The following is a 14,753-nucleotide window of genomic DNA, read 5'->3' on the forward strand; positions in this document are numbered from 1 at the left end:
CACTCTATTGCCATACTTATATTTCAAGTTTGCATGTCTATCAAAAATCATCAATGAACTCTTACCTTTCAGATAGCCCATGAATTGTGCTACGCTTAATTTTGGTGGTATACTCACAAGCATATGTATATGATCTTTGCATGCATTTGCTTCGATTATTTCTACACCTTTATGTTCGCATAATTTTCTTAATATTTGTCCTATATCTGATTTTATCTTTCCGTATATTATTTGTCTTCTATACTTTGGCGCAAAAACTATGTGATATTTACAGTTCCATTTGCTATGTGCTAAACTATTATTATCCATTTTGGATATACCTCCTTTAAAATGTTAGTGGTCGGCAAACCTACTATTATTTTACTCCGGAGGTATTATTTTTTTCTACTCATAGCTATAAGCTTTTTAGAACCACATGTATAACATGTGGTATTCATTAATACAATAAAAAAATGCTACAATATTCACAATGTAGCATTTTAAAATTTAAATTTTGAAGTTTTATAAATATATTCAATTTACCATTTTTATGAACACGTATTATTGAACAGCTCAAGAAACTAAGTAAGTATAACTAATAAGTTTTTAAGTTATAAGTTTTAATGACCATATCTTTTTTGTTGTTCACTGGTTTCCATAATTCAATTCGATTTATCTTAGCCATATTATAAAAACCTTCTATTTTTGCAGTACTGCAAGCTACTTCGTACTCTTGTTTTTTCCATTCTCTCTGAGCAAAGTTAGTATTTGCAAGTGAAACATGCAGATCCCAATCACTTATATTTTCTCTTACGGAAAAACCATGCAGTTTTAAAGTGTCGTTTATATTTCTTGCTAGTCTTTTTATATAGCCTTTATTTTCTACTTTTAAATTCACAGACTTATGAGGTTCGCCAAAACAAATAATATCTTTAAGTTCAACTTTAAATTTTTTATAAGGCTTGATTATCTTGGAAATTACTTCATCTAATTTATCTAAATTTGGATTTTCTATTACTTCTAATGTAATGTGTAAGGTTGGTAAGTTTTTATATAACCTATATTTTTTAGAAAGATTTTTTTGTATAGGTTCTATTGATTTGTAGGAGTCATCGTCGAATAGCGCAACTAAATAATACCTCATGTTTAACCTCTTTCAATACAATTCTCATTATATAATATACAGACTTTGTTATAAATTATAACATATTACAAGGTATAAAAAAATATGCGAATACTTAAAATAGATATGCAAATTGTAATTTTGCAAAAATTTAAATTTATTGTTATCTAGGAGGATAAAGCAATGAAACATAACGATAGTATAGGATGTGTAGTTACAGAATGCAAATACCACGCTAAAGACAAGAATTTTTGTAGTCTAGATCAAATAATGGTTGTAAAACATACTCCAAAAGCTGAAGACGTACAATGTACAGATTGTGGAAGCTTCGAAGGAGAGGGAAGATAGAAATTAGTAAAAGAGGGTAATGCTTCATAGCATTACCTTCTTTTTTTATAAAAAAGTATTTATTAGTGATTTTTTATTTGTAAAATAAATGAATATTTATTAAAATTATTACATAAATATAGGAATTTATTTAAAAAATTCGTAAAGGTACATTTTTCCACGGTATCAACATAAAAAATCACTTTAATTATTATTACGTTATGATATAATGGAAACTATGGACAAGTGCTTTATTTAGTGATTTTTGACAATCTTGTATGTATAATTTTGTTGAAAATTGTAAGGCATTATTTGGATAATTGTTCTTTAGTTAGGGGAATTTATATATATAAAATAAGTGAGCAAGGGTGAAGTAGTATGGAAAGGTTAGTTATAAATGGAGGCTACAAGCTTAGGGGAGTAGTAGAAATTGCTGGTGCAAAGAATGCAGCTGTGGCTATATTACCTGCAGCTATATTAGCAAGTGAAGGAAAATCTATAATAGACAATATACCTGATATAGAAGATGTTCACTGCTTAGAGAGAATACTTAAAGGTTTAGGATGTAATGTAAATAAGATAGATAATAACACTTTAGAGATAGATTCATCAGATATTAATACTGTAGAAGCATGTACAGCAGATGTTAGAGCTATGAGAGCATCTTACTATTTTATAGGAGCTATGCTATCAAGATTTAAGAGAGCAAAGGTAGATTTACCAGGAGGATGCCCTATAGGGGTTAGACCTATAGATCAACATATAAAGGGCTTCGAAGCTATGGGCGCAGAAGTTGTCATAGAGCATGGTGCTGTAAACATCAAAGCTGATAGATTAGTTGGAGCTAATATATTTTTTGATGTTGTAAGCGTAGGTGCTACTATTAACGTTATGATAGCAGCAACAATGGCTGAAGGTGTAACAGTATTAGAGAATGTTGCAAAAGAGCCACATGTAGTAGATGTAGCGAACTTCCTTAATTCAATGGGTGCTGATGTAAAAGGCGCTGGAACAGATATAATAAGGATAAGAGGAGTTGAGTCCATGAAAGGACACAACTATAGTGTTATACCTGACCAAATTGAAGCAGGTACTTTCATGATAGCAGCTGCTGCAACAGAAGGTGATGTTACAATAACAAATGTTATTCCAAAGCATCTTGAGTCAATATCTGCAAAACTTTTGGAGATGGGTGCAATAATCGAAGAAGGCGATGACAGTATTAGAGTTGCGGTAGATAAACCACTAAGAGGGGTTAGCATAAAGACTGCACCATATCCTGGATTCCCAACAGACGTTCAACAGCCTATGTCTACACTTCTTTGTGTAGCTGATGGTAGAAGTATGATAACAGAAACAATATGGGAAAGTAGATTAAAACATCTTGATGAACTTAAGAAGATGGGTGCATCTGTGAAAGTTGAAGGAAGAGTTGCTGTTTTAGAAGGTGTAAGTAAGCTTACTGGAGCAATTGTAAAGGCTACAGATCTTAGAGCTGGGGCAGCAATGGTTATTGCAGGCTTAGTTGCAGAAGGAAAAACTGAGATATGCAGTATTGAACACATTGATAGAGGATATCCGCACATAGAAACTAAGTTTAGAGAACTAGGTGCAGATATATATAGAATACAAGAAGAATAAAAAATAGAATCATGGGGGAAGAGGCATGATATTTTGCTCATTATACAGTGGTAGTAGTGGCAATAGTATATTTGTGCGTTCAGATAGCGGAAAAGTACTAATAGATGCTGGGCTACCAGGGAAGAAAATTGATTCAGCTTTAAGTGAAATAGGACAGAATCCTTCCGAAATAGATGGAATATTTATAACCCATGAGCATTCAGATCATATTAAAGGTATAGGAGTTTTATCTAGGAAGTATAATATTCCTATATATGCAAATGAAGCTACTTGGAATGCCATGGAGAATCAAGTAGGCAAAATAAAAGAAGAAAATATAAGAATTATAGATAAACGAAGCACAATTGAAGTAAAAGACTTAGAAATTAAGTGTTTTAATATACCTCATGATGCTGCGGGTCCTATGGGGTATACTATAAGATCTAAAGGAAAATCTGTGAGTGTAGCAACAGACTTTGGTACATTCACTGAAGAAATAAAGGAAAATATAAAAGATTCTGAGGTTATACTTCTGGAAAGTAATCATGACATACAGATGCTTAAATATGGACCGTATCCATATCCTTTAAAAAGAAGGATACTAAGTGAGGTAGGGCATCTCTCAAATGAGGATTGTGGAAAAGCAATTGTAGATATACTTAGAGGAGATGAGCCTAAGAGGATAATATTAGGACACTTAAGTAATACTAATAATCATCCAGATTTAGCTTTCCAAACAGTATTAAATGTATTGAATGATAACAATATAAAAGATGGAAAAGATGTTTATCTAACTTTAGCAGATAGACACAAACCAAGTAGTTATATCGAACTTAAATAACTTAAACATAGGAAGGGTATGATATAATGAGCGATTATATTGAAAAGCTAAGTTGTGAAGATCATGTAGATATGGCAATTGATGAATACATAGATCAATTTGAAACATTTCCTACTTTAGAGAATGCGGATAGTGGAAGTTGCAATTACTGCAATTCGAAGGCTGTATATAAGATAAGTGGGGAAAAATAGCAAATTATAAATTATAATCTTGAAAAACATAGAAGTAATTAGTATAATTTCAATAGAATACTATTAAGAAGGAGATAATATAATGAGTTTATATAGTCAATGGACAGATATGGTTGTAGATTATGTTAAGACTAAGGGGGAAGCAGCTTTTTGGTCAGAATATAGTGATATAGAAAGAAGAATATACACTGAACTGCTTGGTAGTCACAATACAGTAAAGAAAGCTACAATTGAAAAGTTAGCTAAAGATTATAACACAACATCAGAATTTGTAATGGGATTCGTTGATGGTATAAACGAAAGTCTTAAAAATCCTTATGATCTTGAAAACATAGATGCTGATCAAGAATTAGTGTTCGATTTAGATTTTGAACAACTATATTTTAATATGTTAGATGCCAAAGCTGACTATCTTTACGATCTTCCTCAATGGGATGGAATATTCTCAGTAGAGAAGAGAAAAGAAATATCTGTTCAGTATAGAGAATCAAAAATAGTAAGAAATGAAAATAAAATTGGCAGAAATGACCCGTGTACATGTGGAAGCGGAAAGAAATACAAAAAATGCTGTGGTAAAGGTGAATAAATACTAGTTTTAAACTAGGTATTAGATAAAAAGGGTTCGGTAGATACATCTGCTGAACCTTTTCCATGTTTTACATAAGTAGTGTAGTGATAAAAATAATAGGAAAGTGTTAATGAATTATCAATAATTACGATAATTATATATGCAAATAATACTTATATAGCTAGGCATTTACGGGGAAGTATGCTGTAGTTTTATTTTGCAAATAATAGTCAGGGGGAAAGATATGAAGAAGGAAAAGCAAAAGAGCAGTTTAGGATTTAGAAGTATAAGAGCAAGATTAATAATATTCTTTATTTTAATATGTCAGGTTCCGCTATTGGCATTCGCTTTAATAGCAAATTATCAGTCAAAAAGTACGTTATATAGTAAATTAAAAGTGACTACTACTCAAGAGATTGATTTGACTAACAAGATAATTGATAATTATTTTTCCATATTTTCTAGTTCTATAGATACAATGTCTGGACTAGATGATATAAAAAGTGATGATGACGCTACTGTAGTAAGCATACTTAAGGGATTTAAGGATAAGAATCCAGATATAATAAATGATTATGTAGGTTTAGCTAATAAAAAGATGACTATATATCCGGAAACTACTATGCCAAGTGGTTATGATCCTACTACAAGACCTTGGTATACAGAAGCTATAAACAATAAAGGAAAAGTTTCGTTTAGCTCTCCTTATAAAGATGCGGCTACAGGTAAGTTAGTTATTTCATTATCAAAAACAATTGAAAAAGATGGACAACTTATAGGGGTAGTATCTATAGACTTAAGTTTAGAAAACTTAGCTAAAACTTTTTCAAATGTAAAGGTAGGAGAAGAAGGTTATGTTTACATATCTGACAGCCAAGGGATATTAGTTTCGCATCCTACTGCTAGTTTAGTTGGAACTGATGAAGCTAAGAAACAAAGCTTCTGGGGTAATGTTGAAAAAAATCAAAATGGATTTGAAGGATATACCTTCAATGGAGCTAAAAAATATGTAAGCTACGATAAAAATAAAGTAACTGGATGGATTATATTTGCATCTATGAACGAAAGTGAGCTTACTAAAGATACTAAAGTTCTAATAAATACTTCTATACTAGATATGATAATAACTTTAGTAATTAACATAGTTGTTGCATATGGAATCAGTACATATATAGCAAGAAATATAAATAAGATAAGACAAGGCTTAAATAAAGCAGCAAATGGTGATTTAACACATAAGGTTGTTATAAACACTAAGGATGAGTTTAGTCAATTAGCTGATAGCTTTAATGAGATGACCACTAGTATGAATGCATTAATATCAGGAGTAAAGGAATCCTCCTTAACAATGGAAAGTACAGCTGTAACAATAGCGACTATGAGTGAAGATGTTACTACTGCTATTGGTGATGTAGCAAAAACTGTAGATCAGGTTGCCGCTGGAAGCTCAGAGCAAGCTAAAGATATTGAAGAGGGAGTTTACGAGCTTCAACAACTTATAAGTGAACTTAAGGTTGCTTATGATCAAATAGAGAACATGACGAGCTTAGCAATGGTAACTCAAGATATGACTAATGACGGAATAACCACTATGGATGTGCTTAGTGAAAAATCTGTAGAAACAAACAAGTCATCCCAAAATATTGAAGAAGCAGTAAATGATATGACAAGTTCAGTAGGAACTATCAAATCCTTCACTAATATCATAAATGAGATAGCAGAACAAACTAATTTACTTGCTTTAAACGCAGCAATTGAAGCAGCTAGAGCAGGTGAAGCAGGAAGAGGATTTGCAGTAGTTGCTGATGAAATAAGAAAACTTGCTGAACAAGTAACAGAATCAACTAAGGAAATTGGTTCGATAATAGATTTAGTAGATTCAAAATCAAGAAATGCACTTAATGCAATGGAAAATACAAAAGCTGCAATCAGCAGTCAATCAGAATCTGTTGAACAGACTAAAAATAATCTTCAAACCATATCTGAATTTATGGGATTATTGTCTGAGGCTATAAGCAATGTTAAAACATCTATAGATGTAGTGGACAAGAGTAAGGATCAGATAATGGAAAACATGCAGAGTATGTCAGCAATATCTGAAGAAACTGCAGCAAGTACAGAAGAGGTTTCTGCATCTACAGAAGAAATATCAGCTACAATGGATGAATTTAATCAAAATGCAGAAGTGTTAAAAGAAATAGCAGTTACCTTAGAAGAAAAGATAGATAAATTTAAATTAGAATAATTATAGAAATAGAATTTAGCACCGAGTATATTGATCGGTGCTAAATTTTTTTGCTTTTTTATAGTTTTTATAACAGCAAGTTAAAACATTGATGCTAGGAAGAATTTAATGCCTATATGTCAGATTGAATGGCATAAACTTATGATATAATTATTTTAGTGATAGAGGACTAGTTAATAAGATTTAATCTTGCTGATTTAAAATTAAATGTAACTATAATATTTGGGGGTGTTTGCTATGGATTTAAACGTGTTTTGGTCAAATGAAAAAAAGATAGAAAGAACTATTGAAGCTCTAAACAAGAATAATATTAATGGATACTATATAAAGAGCAGAGAAGAGCTTCTAGAAAAGATTTGTGATTTAGTTTCAGAAGGTGAAACTGTCAGCTGTGGAGGTTCTGCTACACTTACTGAGACAGGCTTGCTTGAGCATTTAAGAAGTGGAAGATATAACTTTTTAGATAGAGCAGCAAAGGGAATAACAAAGGAAGAGATGAAAGAGGTTCATAGAAAAACCTTTAGTGCAGATACATTTTTCACTAGCACCAACGCCTTAACTGAGGCAGGAGAACTATTCAATGTTGATGGCAGAGGAAATAGAATTGCAGCTATGCTTTTTGGCCCAGATAAAGTTGTAGTTGTATGCGGAGTAAATAAGATTGTTAAGAATATTGAAGAAGCTGTAGAGAGAAATAAGAGAGTATCAGCACCAATAAATGCAAAAAGACTAAACAGAAATACTCCTTGTGCAAAGGTTGGTTACTGCATGAATTGCAGCAGTAATGATAGAATATGCAATGAATATACTGTGATAAAAAGACAAGGTGATAACACAAGAATGCACGTATTAATACTGAATGAGAGCCTAGGCTTCTAATAGAAGGGGTTTATGTTAAAACATCGCGTTGAAAATAAGTGGTTAGTCCTCCAATGCTTTAATTCTAGTAGCTCGCTCATATAGCATCTCCGGCATAGCCACTTATTTTCAATGATATTTTTATTGATAACTTATAATAAATGGATCTTTAATAGCTGGATAGTCTGTTAAAGATCCTTTTTGGCATATGGAAAGTATGGTGAGATGCATTCAAAACGCGTTTTACTATGAAATGGTTGGTTTACTCTTTTACTTAGTAAATATATAATAAATAAGAAATAATATTAAGAATGAACTTGTTGACTAAGTGATAAAAGAAGATTAGGAGATATAGATTTATGAACATAACCTTAATAACAGTAGGTAAAATAAAAGAAAAATATTTGAAAGATGCTATAGATGAGTATACAAAGAGATTAAAAAGATACTGTAAGCTGGATATTATTGAACTTCCAGATGAGAAGACTCCAGACAATGCATCGGAAAAAGAAGAGCTTCAAATAAAAGAAAAGGAAGGGCAGCTTATACTAAAATCAATAAAAGATACAATGTATGTTGTAGCCTTAGATTTGAAGGGGAATATGATATCATCAGAAGAATTTTCGACACTTATAGGTGATTTAGGAGTTAAGGGTGAAAGTCAGTTATGTTTTGTAATAGGTGGATCATTAGGGCTATCAAAGGAAGTTATACAAAGAGCTAATTATAAACTTTGTTTTTCTAAAATGACATTTCCTCATCAATTGTTTAGAGTTATGCTTTTGGAGCAGATATATAGAGCTTATAGGATAATGAAGGGGGAACCGTACCATAAGTAAAGGAAGTTTATAGCTTTAGGCATTGATATAACTTGGCTAAGACTATTTTTAAAACTGAAGATACCGTATCATAATTAAAAAGTAATTTGCAAAATATGTTATAATTGAAAATTCTTAAATAACAATAAATTTATTGGAGGATAGTATATGGACAGAGTATTATATGGTATGCCTACATTAATAGAGTGTGATTCGTTAGATAAAACTATAAAGTTATGCAAGGAACTTAGATTAGACTTTATAGAAATTAATATGAATTTACCACAATATCAGAAGAACAATATAGATATCTCTAAGATGAAAAGTTATATTTTAAATGATAATATATTTTTTACTATACATTTAGATGAGAATTTAAGAGTATGTGATTTTAATGAAGATGTATCAAAAGCTTATATAGATACAGTGCTATTTACGATAGAAATTGCAAAAAAATTAAGTATACCAATATTAAATATGCATATGGATAAAGGAGTATATTTTACTTTACCTAATGAAAAAATATATTTATTTGAAAAGTACAAAGATATATACTTAACTAATTTGATTAAATTTAGAAATTTATGTGAAGAAACGATAGGTAAAAGAAATATAAAGATTTGTATAGAGAATTGTGATGGGTATACAGATTTTATGAAAGAATCAATAGAGATATTACTTCAGAGTGAAGTTTTTGCATTAACATTTGATATTGGGCATGATTATTGTATAGGTAACAAGGATATAATGTTTATAAACAAAAATATTAATAAATTAATGCATATGCATATACATGATGCAACAAATTATAAAAATCATTTACCGCTTGGAAAAGGTAAGATTGATATTAAAGATAGAATAAACATTGCAACAAAAAATAATTGTACATGTGTTTTGGAAACTAAGACAATAGACAGTTTAAGGGAATCGGTACAATACATTAAGGATTATATAATAAATTGATTTTTATATAAATGTTTATTTTTTATAAAAATTTGATATAATATAAATAAGAAAAGCTTAGTGTTGGTAGCACTAAGCAATCCTTAGAACATTTATTTTGTTTTAGGGCTATTAGATGAATTAAAATTAATATTTTATTCTAGAGTTAAGCACTATTCTTTGTCGGATGGGTGCTTTTTCTCTTTGCCATTAAGTTCTATATGAATACCAAGAAATTTAATCTTGATAATTAACTTAGAAATAAAAAGGTTATGTTTCAAAACTAATTTAATAATATAAATAGTAACAAAGCTTTTTATAGTTAATTCTAGCATATCCAATACCACCCCCTAACTATGATGAAATATCACCAATAGTCCAAGGGGGATAAAACGTCCAAAACCCCCGTAGCCATCCACTACGGAATTCTTAATTTCTACTTTAGAATTATACCATAATTATGTAGAATATATACAGAAGAATAAAATGGAAAAACCTCATTTAAAGTGATTACGGCGAACCTTATCATAAGTAATGGAATGTATATAGAAATGCTGAAAGAAGCTCAAAGCTAATTTTACACAAAGATTATATTATTTATGTAAAAAGAGTACCTTGTGGGTACTCTTTATTTTCTTTGATGAAACTTAATAGAACTAGACTTTATCGGTAGATAATGCTTGTTAGAAACCATAGGGAATTCTGTATCATCATACATAGTTTCCTGTATTAAGTGAAATTGGTTTTCTGGTGATATTGGAGAGACCTTTGCTGTAAAGTTTCCAGAGGTAGAATACTTAACTTCAAGTAATACATTGCTACATATGTCATAAAGGTCTTTTTCTACAAATTGCAGCACTCTATCATGGTCATTCAGATCTATGTTAAACTTTGATATAGTTTCAATTGGAAGCAGCGTAAAAGAATATGCCGCTGTGTTTTCTTTGGATTTATACCATCTATCTATTAATACTACAGCAGCGGTTTTTTTTCCTAAAGTTTGATTAAAATAGTCTGTGGAAGGTTCTATGCGCAGTTGAATCTTAACCTCATCAATTATGTCAGCTGAACATCTATATATCGGATGTCCAATAGTCTCTAGGCCAACTGGTTTATCAGTGTGAGATTTAATTATAAAATTCCCCTTACCTCTAATATTTTTAACTATCCCATCATCTTGCAATAGTGCAAGTGCTTGCCTTAAGGTTGTTCTACTAACACCAAGTAACTTTGATAGGTCAGGTTCTGATGGTAATCTGCTCCCTTCAGGAAAAGTACCTTCATTTATCATTTTGAAGAGTCGATTATATACGGCTACGAACTTTAATTCCTTTTCCTTTTCAACAATACTAAATTGATCCATTAAATTAACACCTTTCTGCTGAATATGAATTTGTCTAGACAAGTGTGTCGATTGGATTACGAGTTGTCTATAAAAACATTATTAATATTAATTATAGCTTTAAATTTATGATTAGACAATAAAATACTAAAAGTGGACGTGTTGCATACATAAAAACACTAATTAAATTATGAATTTATTTAGATTGCGATATAAACAGCAGCATGGATGTCTGAAAACTATTAAAAAATCGGTAATGTTAAAGAACCGTGTTGAAATTAAGCGGTTATACATCCGATGCTTTAATGAGCTTATGCAAAGAATTAATATGATTTTGTCATATTCCATGGCTAAAACTGTAAACTCACTATGTTCGAACAGTACAGTTTTTTAACGCCACTCCATCTGAAAAAACCATTTAATTCTAGTAGCTCGCTCATATAACATCTCCTTTATAACCACTTAATTTCAACAATACTTTTAAACATAGCCAAAAAATCAAAGATTACAAAATGAACATAAAAGAACTTGACAGGCAAAAGCAGACATGCTACACTCGTTGTGTAGACAAAAATACAAGTAAATAGACATGTTAGAAATGTGTCTATTTTTTATGACATATTTGTAAACGTATAACAAGTGCGATTTATATTAGAAATAGATGGAGGGGCAAATATGATTTATTCACAGGGTTCAGGAAAACAATATCATATTAATGTTGGAGAAGGGGAGGTAGGAAAGTACGTTATACTACCTGGAGATCCAAAGAGATGTGAAAAGATAGCAGCACATTTTGATAACCCAAAGCTAATTGCAGATAGTAGGGAGTATGTTACATACACAGGATACTTAGACGGAGTTATGGTAAGTGTGACATCTACTGGTATAGGTGGTCCATCAGCTGCTATAGCATTAGAAGAACTAGTAAATTGTGGGGCAGATACTTTTATTAGAGTAGGAACCTGTGGTGGAATGGATATAGATGTTAAGGGTGGAGATGTAGTTGTAGCTACTGGAGCTATCAGAATGGAAGGTACAAGCAAAGAATATGCTCCAATTGAATTTCCTGCTGTAGCAAATTTTGAAGTAGCAAATTCACTAGTACAGGGGTGTAAGGAGCTAAATAAAACTCATCATGTTGGAGTGGTACAATGTAAGGATTCATTTTACGGACAACACTCTCCAGAGACAAAGCCAGTTAGTTATGAATTGGTGGACAAGTGGAATGCATGGTTAAGATGCGGAACTTTAGCATCTGAAATGGAATCAGCTGCACTTTTTGTAGCAGGAAGTTATTTAAAGGTAAGAGTAGGATCAGTGTTCTTAGTGGTTGCAAACCAAGAACGCGAAAGAGCAGGACTAGAAAATATACAAGTTCATGATACTGAAGCAGCTATAGAAGTTGCTGTACAAGCAATTAGAAATTTAATAAAAGCTGATAACGGAAAAATCGGTTAGTAAGATATTTAATGAATAAGTAGGAGGGGTAAAATGGAGAAGTATCAAGATATCATAGATAAAGCATTTAAAGCAGCTGAAAATGCATATGTGCCTTATTCAAATTATCAGGTTGGCGCATGTGTTCAAACAAAAGATAATAAATACTTCATAGGAGCAAATGTTGAAAATGCATCTTACGGGTTAACAAATTGCGCTGAAAGAAATGCAATTTTCCAAGCTTATTCAAATGGATACAGACAAGAAGACATAGAAGCTATAGCTATTGTAAGTAATGGAAAAACCCTAGCAACTCCTTGCGGAGCATGTAGGCAAGTACTAGTAGAGCTGCTAGAAAGACATACACCAATAGTGTTATCTAATCATAAGATAGAGAAGATAACTAACATTGAAGAATTACTACCAATGTCTTTTACTAAAGAAGACTTGGATTAATAAAGAAAAAGGATAATCTCTAAATAGATTATCCTATATGCGAGGCAAATGTGGAAGCGCTTACAGAAGGAGAAGAAGATATGAAGAAATATAAAAGAATTTTTACAATAGTATTAGACTCTCTTGGTGTTGGAGAGATGAGTGATTCAAAGGAATATGGAGATATAGGAGTAGATACCTTAGGACATATAGCAGAAACAGTGGAAAGCTTTAAGATCCCTAACCTTCAAAAGTTAGGTTTAGCTAATCTACATGCTATGAAACATGTAGAACCGGTTGAAAAGCCTCTAGGTTATTTCATGAAAATGAGAGAAGCGAGTATTGGTAAAGATACTATGACTGGGCATTGGGAGATGATGGGGCTAAGGATTAACACTCCATTTAAAACCTTCACAGAAACAGGTTTTCCAGATGAACTTTTGGAAGAGCTTAAATTAAGAACTGGTCATAATATTGTAGGAAATAAAAGTTCTAGTGGTACTGAAATTTTGGATGAATTTGGCGAACATCAAATAAAAACAGGAGACATGATAGTCTATACTTCAGCAGACTCTGTTTTACAAATTTGCGGACATGAAGAAACCTTTGGATTAGAAGAACTTTATCGCTGCTGTGAGATTGCAAGGGAATTGACCCTTAAGGATGAGTGGAAGGTTGGAAGAGTTATTGCAAGACCTTATGTAGGAACGAGAAAAGGAGAGTTTAAGCGCACAAGTAATAGACATGATTATGCCTTAAAGCCATTTGGGCAAACTGCTTTAAATGTGTTAAAAGATAATGGCTTTGATGTAATCTCCGTTGGAAAGATAAGCGATATATATGACGGAGAAGGTATAACAGAAGCACATAAGTCAAAGAGTTCTGTTCATGGTATGGAGCAAACCTTAGAGTTAATGGATAAGGATTTTAAAGGATTATGTTTTGTTAACTTAGTTGATTTTGATTCACTATGGGGACATAGAAGAAATCCTATTGGCTATGCTGAAGAGTTAGAGAAGTTTGATGTAAATCTAGGTAAGGTATTAGAAAAATTAAGAGAAGATGACTTACTGATAATTACTGCAGATCATGGTAATGATCCAACTTATATAGGTGCTGATCATACAAGAGAGTTCGTTCCCTTCTTGGCGTATTCACCAGCTATGACTGAAAATGGCGTAATGGAAACAAGTAATAATTTTGCTGCAATTGGAGCAACTGTAGTTGATAATTTTCAGTTAGAGATGCCTAAAAATACAATTGGTGAATCGGTATTAGCAAAGTTAATCTAATAAGGTACAGGAAAGGTACGGGCAATGAACAATGTAATTAGTAATGTAAAAAATAAATCATATAAGACTTTTCTAATGAGAATAATAATATCCTTAGTGGGAGTTTCTCTAGTAGGCTTTGGACTAGCGTTTAATTCAGCAGGGATGCTAGGAAATGATCCTGTTGCAGTTTTATATGATGGGGTTAGAAATCTACTAGGACTTCAACCTGAAAAGCTTGGCTTAGTAACCAACTTAGTTAATTTTATACTACTTGCCATGGTGTTTATCCTTGGCCGTAAATATATAAATATAGGAACGTTTATTTATGCACTACCTATGGGGAATTTCGTAAGTATAGGATTTAAATTTCATGAGATTCTTAATATACCTAATAGTTTAGCTGGAAGAATAATAACTTCTTTTTGTGGATGTACAATGTTGTTTTTAGGTATTGGTATCTTCATAGCAGTGAATATTGGAATGGATCCAGTTACAGGTGTAATTATGCTTGTGAGAGATAAAATAAATGGTCAATATAAAGTAGCAAAAATAATCTGCGATATTATATCACTAATATTAGGTTTTTCCTTTGGAGGAAAGATAGGAATAGTTACAATTGTTGCAGCCTTCATAGCAGGACCAACTATACAAAAAATTTCAGAGCTTTTTGATAAAGCAGTTCTTAAGAAGATGAACTTAAGTAAATTAGCTGTTGAATAACCAAGGGGGGCGACCTAAAAAGGAGTTTCCTTG

General features: G+C 31.7%; 17 protein-coding genes. 13 read left to right on the forward strand and 4 right to left on the reverse strand.

Annotation, left to right across the window (positions count from 1 at the left end; all coding sequences use genetic code 11):
• The coding region (gene tnpA, locus J3477_RS19490) for an IS200/IS605 family transposase (RefSeq protein WP_206871600.1) at window positions 1-309 on the reverse strand (309 nt) is incomplete at its 3' end.
• Window positions 310-574: 265 nt separating this feature from the next.
• Window positions 575-1,123, reverse strand: a complete 549-nt coding sequence (locus J3477_RS19495; RefSeq protein ID WP_200268558.1) for a 2'-5' RNA ligase family protein — start codon at window positions 1,121-1,123, stop codon at window positions 575-577.
• Window positions 1,124-1,285: 162 nt separating this feature from the next.
• On the opposite strand from J3477_RS19495, the gene J3477_RS19500 reads away from it, so the two are divergent.
• The 9 genes from J3477_RS19500 to J3477_RS19540 all read left to right on the forward strand — a co-directional run bounded on the left by J3477_RS19500 (window position 1,286) and on the right by J3477_RS19540 (window position 9,533).
• Entirely contained in the window at window positions 1,286-1,450 is a 165-nt protein-coding gene (locus J3477_RS19500) for a DUF1540 domain-containing protein (RefSeq protein ID WP_206871601.1), read from the forward strand.
• 357 nt (window positions 1,451-1,807) lie between these two features.
• Window positions 1,808-3,070 (forward strand): UDP-N-acetylglucosamine 1-carboxyvinyltransferase, encoded by a 1,263-nt coding sequence (gene murA, locus J3477_RS19505; RefSeq protein WP_206871602.1) that lies wholly within the window; start codon window positions 1,808-1,810, stop codon window positions 3,068-3,070.
• Window positions 3,071-3,095: 25 nt separating this feature from the next.
• Window positions 3,096-3,890, forward strand: a complete 795-nt coding sequence (locus J3477_RS19510) for an MBL fold metallo-hydrolase (RefSeq protein ID WP_206871603.1) — start codon at window positions 3,096-3,098, stop codon at window positions 3,888-3,890.
• 26 nt (window positions 3,891-3,916) lie between these two features.
• Complete coding sequence (locus tag J3477_RS19515) at window positions 3,917-4,081, forward strand: CxxH/CxxC protein (protein ID WP_206871604.1); 165 nt, start codon at window positions 3,917-3,919, stop codon at window positions 4,079-4,081.
• An 82-nt stretch (window positions 4,082-4,163) separates the two neighbouring features.
• Window positions 4,164-4,667 (forward strand): SEC-C metal-binding domain-containing protein, encoded by a 504-nt coding sequence (locus tag J3477_RS19520; RefSeq protein WP_206871605.1) that lies wholly within the window; start codon window positions 4,164-4,166, stop codon window positions 4,665-4,667.
• Between the two features lie 226 nt (window positions 4,668-4,893).
• A complete protein-coding gene (locus J3477_RS19525) occupies window positions 4,894-6,894 on the forward strand; it encodes a methyl-accepting chemotaxis protein (protein ID WP_206871606.1) in 2,001 nt (666 codons plus the stop codon).
• 237 nt (window positions 6,895-7,131) lie between these two features.
• A complete protein-coding gene (locus J3477_RS19530) occupies window positions 7,132-7,773 on the forward strand; it encodes a lactate utilization protein (protein WP_206871607.1) in 642 nt (213 codons plus the stop codon).
• A 338-nt stretch (window positions 7,774-8,111) separates the two neighbouring features.
• Window positions 8,112-8,591 (forward strand): 23S rRNA (pseudouridine(1915)-N(3))-methyltransferase RlmH, encoded by a 480-nt coding sequence (gene rlmH, locus J3477_RS19535; RefSeq protein WP_206871608.1) that lies wholly within the window; start codon window positions 8,112-8,114, stop codon window positions 8,589-8,591.
• 147 nt (window positions 8,592-8,738) lie between these two features.
• Window positions 8,739-9,533 (forward strand): sugar phosphate isomerase/epimerase family protein, encoded by a 795-nt coding sequence (locus tag J3477_RS19540; protein WP_206871609.1) that lies wholly within the window; start codon window positions 8,739-8,741, stop codon window positions 9,531-9,533.
• A gap of 152 nt (window positions 9,534-9,685) precedes the next feature.
• Here J3477_RS19540 and J3477_RS19545 read toward each other — a convergent pair whose 3' ends face one another.
• Both J3477_RS19545 and J3477_RS19550 read right to left on the reverse strand, forming a co-directional pair.
• Complete coding sequence (locus J3477_RS19545; RefSeq protein ID WP_206871610.1) at window positions 9,686-9,853, reverse strand: hypothetical protein; 168 nt, start codon at window positions 9,851-9,853, stop codon at window positions 9,686-9,688.
• A 287-nt stretch (window positions 9,854-10,140) separates the two neighbouring features.
• Window positions 10,141-10,875 carry a GntR family transcriptional regulator gene (locus tag J3477_RS19550; RefSeq protein ID WP_206871611.1) on the reverse strand — a complete coding sequence of 245 codons (735 nt, stop codon included), beginning with the start codon at window positions 10,873-10,875 and terminating at the stop codon, window positions 10,141-10,143.
• Between the two features lie 654 nt (window positions 10,876-11,529).
• Between J3477_RS19550 and udp the strand changes: the two genes are divergently transcribed.
• The 4 genes from udp (at window position 11,530) to J3477_RS19570 (ending at window position 14,720) form a co-directional block, all read left to right on the forward strand.
• Window positions 11,530-12,312 (forward strand): uridine phosphorylase, encoded by a 783-nt coding sequence (gene udp, locus J3477_RS19555; RefSeq protein ID WP_206871612.1) that lies wholly within the window; start codon window positions 11,530-11,532, stop codon window positions 12,310-12,312.
• 33 nt (window positions 12,313-12,345) lie between these two features.
• Complete coding sequence (cdd, locus tag J3477_RS19560) at window positions 12,346-12,747, forward strand: cytidine deaminase (protein WP_206871613.1); 402 nt, start codon at window positions 12,346-12,348, stop codon at window positions 12,745-12,747.
• Between the two features lie 80 nt (window positions 12,748-12,827).
• Window positions 12,828-14,018 (forward strand): phosphopentomutase, encoded by a 1,191-nt coding sequence (locus J3477_RS19565; RefSeq protein ID WP_206871614.1) that lies wholly within the window; start codon window positions 12,828-12,830, stop codon window positions 14,016-14,018.
• A gap of 24 nt (window positions 14,019-14,042) precedes the next feature.
• Window positions 14,043-14,720, forward strand: a complete 678-nt coding sequence (locus tag J3477_RS19570) for a YczE/YyaS/YitT family protein (RefSeq protein WP_206871615.1) — start codon at window positions 14,043-14,045, stop codon at window positions 14,718-14,720.
• The last annotated feature ends 33 nt before the right edge of the window (window positions 14,721-14,753 follow it).

Source organism: Clostridium zeae, from assembly GCF_017312485.1.
Taxonomy (GTDB): domain Bacteria; phylum Bacillota; class Clostridia; order Clostridiales; family Clostridiaceae; genus Clostridium_AR; species Clostridium_AR zeae.

What these genes read in the sequence shown, in the direction of transcription:
- udp (WP_206871612.1), top strand. Translation starts at nt 11,530, where the DNA reads ATGATTTATTCACAGGGTTCAGGAAAACAATATCATATTAATGTTGGA.
- J3477_RS19500 (WP_206871601.1), top strand. Translation starts at nt 1,286, where the DNA reads ATGAAACATAACGATAGTATAGGATGTGTAGTTACAGAATGCAAATAC.
- J3477_RS19515 (WP_206871604.1), top strand. Translation starts at nt 3,917, where the DNA reads ATGAGCGATTATATTGAAAAGCTAAGTTGTGAAGATCATGTAGATATG.
- J3477_RS19525 (WP_206871606.1), top strand. Translation starts at nt 4,894, where the DNA reads ATGAAGAAGGAAAAGCAAAAGAGCAGTTTAGGATTTAGAAGTATAAGA.
- cdd (WP_206871613.1), top strand. Translation starts at nt 12,346, where the DNA reads ATGGAGAAGTATCAAGATATCATAGATAAAGCATTTAAAGCAGCTGAA.
- J3477_RS19550 (WP_206871611.1), bottom strand. Translation starts at nt 10,875, where the DNA reads ATGGATCAATTTAGTATTGTTGAAAAGGAAAAGGAATTAAAGTTCGTA.
- J3477_RS19530 (WP_206871607.1), top strand. Translation starts at nt 7,132, where the DNA reads ATGGATTTAAACGTGTTTTGGTCAAATGAAAAAAAGATAGAAAGAACT.
- murA (WP_206871602.1), top strand. Translation starts at nt 1,808, where the DNA reads ATGGAAAGGTTAGTTATAAATGGAGGCTACAAGCTTAGGGGAGTAGTA.
- J3477_RS19510 (WP_206871603.1), top strand. Translation starts at nt 3,096, where the DNA reads ATGATATTTTGCTCATTATACAGTGGTAGTAGTGGCAATAGTATATTT.
- J3477_RS19565 (WP_206871614.1), top strand. Translation starts at nt 12,828, where the DNA reads ATGAAGAAATATAAAAGAATTTTTACAATAGTATTAGACTCTCTTGGT.
- J3477_RS19540 (WP_206871609.1), top strand. Translation starts at nt 8,739, where the DNA reads ATGGACAGAGTATTATATGGTATGCCTACATTAATAGAGTGTGATTCG.
- rlmH (WP_206871608.1), top strand. Translation starts at nt 8,112, where the DNA reads ATGAACATAACCTTAATAACAGTAGGTAAAATAAAAGAAAAATATTTG.
- J3477_RS19570 (WP_206871615.1), top strand. Translation starts at nt 14,043, where the DNA reads ATGAACAATGTAATTAGTAATGTAAAAAATAAATCATATAAGACTTTT.
- J3477_RS19520 (WP_206871605.1), top strand. Translation starts at nt 4,164, where the DNA reads ATGAGTTTATATAGTCAATGGACAGATATGGTTGTAGATTATGTTAAG.
- J3477_RS19495 (WP_200268558.1), bottom strand. Translation starts at nt 1,123, where the DNA reads ATGAGGTATTATTTAGTTGCGCTATTCGACGATGACTCCTACAAATCA.